This window comes from Pedobacter sp. 01T416_2 (assembly GCF_056398925.1).
The window spans coordinates 1-5,850 of the sequence record NZ_JBFTQI010000361.1 but is presented as its reverse complement, the minus strand read 5'-3'; the positions used below and the strand labels follow the sequence as shown (position 1 = coordinate 5,850).

The following is a 5,850-nucleotide window of genomic DNA, read 5'->3' as shown; positions in this document are numbered from 1 at the left end:
CCTTTCACCTCATCATTAACATCTTCTTCGAAATAAATCCTCAAATGATGGTTAAATTGATCGGTTCCTGGCACCTGCGCAATCTTAATGAAGCAAAGATTGTTTTCATAAGGTTGATTGAAAGGAACAACCACATGAATAAAGTTTTTCCCCAATTGCGTAATATATGCAAAACTTTTTCTTGATTCGATCGCAATCATGGATTTTGTAGGTCTGAGATTTATCTCTCCTAATCTGGTCAATTGTTCAATAAAAAAACGGAATAACCCTAGGGTATATTCCGTTTTTCCGTTTAAAAAGTCTGACAAATGTTTTTCTTCAGACATCATTATCTTTAATCTTCTAGTAATTTTGTTGCAGCCTCATCGGTAAACCAGGTTAATTTTCCATCAATCGGATCAATTAACTGTGAAGGGTAAGTTGCAACATCTTTTTGCTCATCGCCAATAACATGTTTTAAAGCTTCGGCTTTATTCTCTCCAAAAACCAAAAATGCTACATTATCGGCTTTGTTGATTAACGGTGCTGTAAAACTGATGCGGTACGTATCCAATTTCTCTACATAAACTGAAGCCACATTTACTTCTTCATCTTTAACCAAAGTGGTGTGTGGGAAAATCGAAGCCGTATGTGCATCATCGCCCATACCCAAAAGGATTAAATCGAAAATGAGATCTTCACCGTTAAAGTGTTTATCGATTGCTTTTTTATATTCGATAGCTGCTTTTTCTGGAGCCAAAGTGGTATCAACGTAAAAAATATGGTCTTCTTTAATGCCTAGTGGATCTAAAATGGTTTTCTTGGCCATTAATCCGTTGTAGTTATCATCATTGGCCGGAACGTTGCGCTCATCGCCAAAGAAGAAGTATACTTTTTCCCAATCAATTCTGTGCTGACCTTCTGTTGCCAGAAGATGATAAAGTGCTTTAGGAGAACTGCCGCCAGTTAATACGAAATTAAAGCGGTCGTTTTCTTCGATAGACATTTCTGCAATTTTAATTACATAATCTGCCAGATCCTGGTTTAGTTCTTCTAATGTTTTGTATATGAGTAGATTCATTTTTATAACTAATAAGAGCCGTCATGCTGAATTTATTTCAGCATCTATTTATTAAAAAGACCCTGAAACAAATTACCTTCGGTGAGCTCGCTAAGGCTCGGTTCAGGGTGACGACCTGAGTAAAAATTTATTCCTTATTCTTCAATGGCAGGTTAAACCAGTGGAAACCATCTCTTGCAATAAGTGCTTCAGCTTCTTCTGGTCCCCAGCTATCGGCAGGGTAGTTAGGGAAGTTGATTGATTTTTTGCTTTCCCAAGTATTTAAAATCGGCATGACCAGTTCCCATGCTGCTTCCACTTGGTCGCCACGCATGAACAAGGTTTGATCGCCCATCATGGCATCTAATAATAAGGTTTCGTAAGCCTCAGGGGTATCACCCTCGTAAGTTCCTTTATAATCGAAAATCATATCAACAGGATTCAATACCATATCCAATCCAGGTCTTTTGGCCTGTACCTGCATACGGATACTCATTTCTGGCTGTATGCTGATTACTAACCTGTTTTGTTGCCAGTTTTCGGTTACGCCTGATGAGAAAATCTGATGCGGAACATCTCTAAATTGAATGGTAATTAAAGATGAAGTTTGGTTTAAGCGTTTTCCAGTTCTTAAATAGAAAGGAATACCTTGCCATCTCCAGTTATCGATATGGAATTTAACAGCAGCAAAAGTTTCTGTATTAGAATGTGCATCAACACCTTTTTCCTGACGGTATCCAGGCACTTCCTTACCTTCAACCCAACCTTTACTATATTGACCCCGAACAGYATGAAAACGGATATCTTCGGCAGAAAAAGGACGCATTGCTCTTAAAACCTCCACCTTACGGTTCCTGATTTCATCAGCATCAAAATTAATTGGCGCTTCCATTCCAACCAAACAAAGCAATTGCAACAGGTGATTCTGAATCATATCTCTTAAAGCACCAGAACCTTCATAATAACCTCCACGATCGCCCACGCCTAACTGCTCGGTTACCGAAATTTGAACGTGATCGATATAAGACCTGTTCCATAACGGCTCGAACAATGCATTGGCAAAACGGAAAGCCATCATGTTTTGTACAGTTTCTTTACCCAAATAATGATCGATGCGATAGATCTGCTTTTCGGTAAAAATGGTGCTCAATAATGTATTCAGTTCTTTTGCTGATTCTAAATCATGGCCGAAAGGTTTTTCGATAACGATACGGCTATTGTCTTCATCTTGTGTAAGTTTATATTTCTGCAAACATTCAGCAATAATCGGGAAGAAATTAGGCGCAACTGCCAGATAGAAAATTACCTGTGTTCCGACTCCAAATTCTTTTTGATATTTTTCTACAGTTGCTTTAAGGTTTTCGAAAGTTTTTGGCTGGGCAAAATCGGTAGGACAGTAACTCATAGTCTTTGCAAAATCGTCCCATTTCTCTTTTTTTACTTTTCCGCTGCGAGAAAACTGGTTTACAGCATCTTCTAAAGCAGCTTTGTAGCTATCGTCGGTAAATTCGGTTCTACCGGTACCAATAACGGCAAATTTATCTGGCATGTAACCCTCAATAAATAAATTATATAGGGCAGGTGCTAATTTTCTTTTGTTTAAATCACCTGTTCCACCAAATATTACAAAAATGGTAGGGTTTAATGCGGTTTTGGTTTTCATTTTATGTTCTTGTTCGTGAATCTAATAGGTTATGATAATTTATTCCAATCAGCATGGAAAACACCATCTTTATCGATACGCTCGAAGGTGTGTGCTCCAAAGAAATCTCTTTGTGCCTGGATTAAGTTAGAAGGCATTCTAGCTGTGGTAATGGTATCGAAATAGGTTAGCGTAGACGCAAATGCAGGGATACCCAAACCAGAATTGATACATGCACTAATTGTTTTGCGTGTACCAGCTAAAGTACCTTTGATAATGTTCTGGATACCCGCATCCCCGAATAGATGTTCTAAAGCGTTGTTTTTATCGTAAGCCTGATAAATATCTTCTAAAAATTTAGCCCTGATGATACAGCCACCACGCCAGATTTTAGCAATTTCCTGTAACTGTAAATCGTATTGGTATTCTTTTGAAGCCTGAACCAGTAAATGCATACCCTGTGCATAAGCACTGATCATAGAGAAGTAAAATGCATCTTCCAGTTCATCAATAGTAACAGCAATTTTGGTGTCTTTTTTGCCAAAAGCCTCTTCTAAAGAAACCCTTAGTTTTTTGAATTTAGATAAATCACGGTTAGAAACAGCTTCGTTAATGGTTGGTACAGGTAACTGAAGTTCCATTGAAACCTCCGAAGTCCATTTTCCGGTGCCTTTTGAGCGTGCTTCATCTTTAATCTGATCTAAAAGATTGTTTTGCGTTTCTGTATCTTTAAAAAGAAAGATTTCGGCAGTAATTTCCAATAAGAAGGATTGCAATCTGCCTTCGTTCCATTTTTTGAAAACCTTATATATATCATCGTTTGAATAGCCTAAGCCATTTTTAAGGATGCCATAAACCTCGGCAATAAGCTCCATAATGGCATACTCAATTCCGTTGTGCACCATTTTAACAAAGTGGCCAGAAGCACCAGGGCCAATATAGGTTACGCATGGATCGGTTCCAACTTTTGCCGCTACAGCATCAAAAACATCTTTAACTACGTTATAAGCCTGTTTATCGCCACCTGGCATCATACTCGGACCAAAACGTGCACCTTCTTCACCACCAGAAATACCCATTCCGAAGAAATGTAAACCATCTTTCTCCAGTTCGTCAACACGGCGGTTGGTATCGGTAAAATGTGAATTTCCGCTATCGATAATAATATCGCCCTTGCTTAAAAGTGGTTTTAGTTCTGCAATAACGCTATCTACAATTGGTCCGGCTGGTACTAATAAGATTAATGTACGTGGTGTTTGTAAGCTAGAAATAAAGCTTTCAATATCGTCAAATCCTTCTAAATTGTGTTTCTTGCCTTCTTCTTCAAGTTTCGAGATCATTTTCCTGTCTTTATCGTAACCTGTTACAGAGAAGCCTTTATCAGCCATGTTTAATAATAAGTTCCGGCCCATTGTGCCTAAACCGATCATTCCCAATTTATATTTTTTCGAATCGTTATTTGCCATTTTTTATTTTTTATAATGCACCCAAAATTAGGGTTTACAAATTAATATTGCAGCTATTGTTGTTAAAAGATTGTAATAAAGATTATTATTTTTTAGGCTCAACTGTAAAGATATTGTACTTGTCGGCCAGTTTCCAGAGTTTAGCACCACCTTTAATCCCGTCTCTGTTGGTTACAATTTTAATATTGCTTTCCAGTTTAAAGTCTATTTGTTTAGAATTGCCACCACCAATATATAAGGTATCATAATTGAAAACCGTTTTGTAGATTTCGATTACTTTTTTGAGCCTTTTATTCCAGCGCTCAGTCCCGATTTTTTCAAAAGCCTTATTTCCGATATAATCGTCATAGTCTTCTTCCTTGCTGATCGGGAAATGGGCAAGTTCTAAATGCGGTAGTAATTCTCCATCGAATAATAAAGCTGTTCCAAAACCTGTACCTACTGTGAAAACAATTTCAAAGCCTTTGCCCTCAACTACACCTAAGCCTTGTTGATCGGCATCATTTACCAAACGTACCGATTTACCTAACTCGTTAGCAACACGCTGAGCGAGATCAACATCTGCCCATTTGTTTTTTGCCAGGTTAGGGGCGGTTTTAACAATTCCGTTTTTAACATAACCGGGAAAACCGATCGATACGCGGTTGTAGCTAACAGGAAAAGGCTTAATCAACTCTATAATTCCAGAAACAATATCCTTTGGAGTAGCTTCTGGTGGGGTTTTGCTTTTTAAATATTCGGTAAGCATATTTCCGCTTTCATCCAAAAGAACTGTTTTAATGCTTGTGCCGCCTATATCAATAGATAATATATTGTTGTTTTCAGCTTTTTTATCTGTAGCCATAATTGTGTATTTATAATTTCGAAGTTCTACAAATAAATTAAAACAACAAACATTAAATGAAGATCGAAGTAATTTAGGTGTAATAATATATTCTATAAAATCTATGTATTTAATAGAATATATTTAAGTTTGTTCCGTTAAACTAAAAAAGACCACAAAAGTTATGACGGTAAACTACCTTGCATTTGCTATTCCAGCGTTTTTTATTTTTGTATTTATTGAGTTTAGGATCGCTCAGCACCAAAAAAAAGCGAAAATATTTAAATATGAAAGTACGGTTGCAAATTTTAGTGTAGGTATTGCCGAAAGGTTATTGAACTTATTTATTGCGGCAAGTTTTTATCAGGTGTACGATTGGGTGTATTTAAATTATGCAATTTTTGATATTTCTACAAAATGGTATGTGTGGATATTATTGCTATTGTCAACAGATCTTGTTTGGTACTGGTACCATAGACTAGGCCACGAAATCAATTTTTTGTGGGCTGCACATATCGTTCATCACCAGAGCGAAGAGTTTAATTTATCCGCGGCTGCGAGGATTACGACCATTCAAGCCATTTTCCGCAACGTGTTTTGGTGTATATTACCATTAATTGGTTTTCATCCCAATATGATTATTACCATACTTTTGGCCCATGGAGCCTATTCATTTTTTACGCATACACAATTAATCGGTAAGCTGGGTTGGCTTGAACGTATATTCATCACGCCTTCTTTGCATGGTGTTCATCATGCCTCTGACGAAAAATACCTGGATAAAAACTATGGCGATGTTTTTGTATTCTGGGATAAATTATTTGGTACTTTTCAGGCCGAAGAAGAGGCGCCTAAATATGGGTTAACACATCCTATTAAG

6 protein-coding genes are annotated in these 5,850 nt (G+C 37.2%); 1 reads left to right on the top strand and 5 read right to left on the bottom strand.

Features of this window, described 5'->3' with window-relative positions; all coding sequences use genetic code 11:
- The 5 genes from AC1DPQ_RS15530 to AC1DPQ_RS15510 form a co-directional block, all read right to left on the bottom strand.
- A partial coding sequence (locus tag AC1DPQ_RS15530) for a DUF5655 domain-containing protein (RefSeq protein ID WP_477610113.1) occupies window positions 1-326 on the bottom strand: 326 nt, incomplete at its 3' end.
- 8 nt (window positions 327-334) lie between these two features.
- Window positions 335-1,060, bottom strand: a complete 726-nt coding sequence (pgl, locus tag AC1DPQ_RS15525; protein ID WP_477610111.1) for a 6-phosphogluconolactonase — start codon at window positions 1,058-1,060, stop codon at window positions 335-337.
- Window positions 1,061-1,187: 127 nt separating this feature from the next.
- On the bottom strand, window positions 1,188-2,702 hold the full coding sequence (gene zwf / locus AC1DPQ_RS15520) for a glucose-6-phosphate dehydrogenase (protein ID WP_477610109.1): 1,515 nt from the start codon (window positions 2,700-2,702) through the stop codon (window positions 1,188-1,190).
- Window positions 2,703-2,731: 29 nt separating this feature from the next.
- Entirely contained in the window at window positions 2,732-4,147 is a 1,416-nt protein-coding gene (gene gndA, locus AC1DPQ_RS15515) for an NADP-dependent phosphogluconate dehydrogenase (RefSeq protein WP_477583403.1), read from the bottom strand.
- 85 nt (window positions 4,148-4,232) lie between these two features.
- The gene (locus AC1DPQ_RS15510) at window positions 4,233-4,991 is read right to left on the bottom strand and encodes an ROK family protein (RefSeq protein ID WP_029275239.1); all 759 of its coding nucleotides are present in this window, start codon (window positions 4,989-4,991) and stop codon (window positions 4,233-4,235) included.
- Between the two features lie 163 nt (window positions 4,992-5,154).
- Between AC1DPQ_RS15510 and AC1DPQ_RS15505 the strand changes: the two genes are divergently transcribed.
- Window positions 5,155-5,850, top strand: a 696-nt coding sequence (locus AC1DPQ_RS15505; protein WP_477610107.1) for a sterol desaturase family protein, incomplete at its 3' end; no start/stop codon positions are given.

Coding starts and splice junctions, on each gene's coding strand:
- pgl (WP_477610111.1), bottom strand. CDS start 1,060: ATGAATCTACTCATATACAAAACATTAGAAGAACTAAACCAGGATCTG.
- gndA (WP_477583403.1), bottom strand. CDS start 4,147: ATGGCAAATAACGATTCGAAAAAATATAAATTGGGAATGATCGGTTTA.
- AC1DPQ_RS15510 (WP_029275239.1), bottom strand. CDS start 4,991: ATGGCTACAGATAAAAAAGCTGAAAACAACAATATATTATCTATTGAT.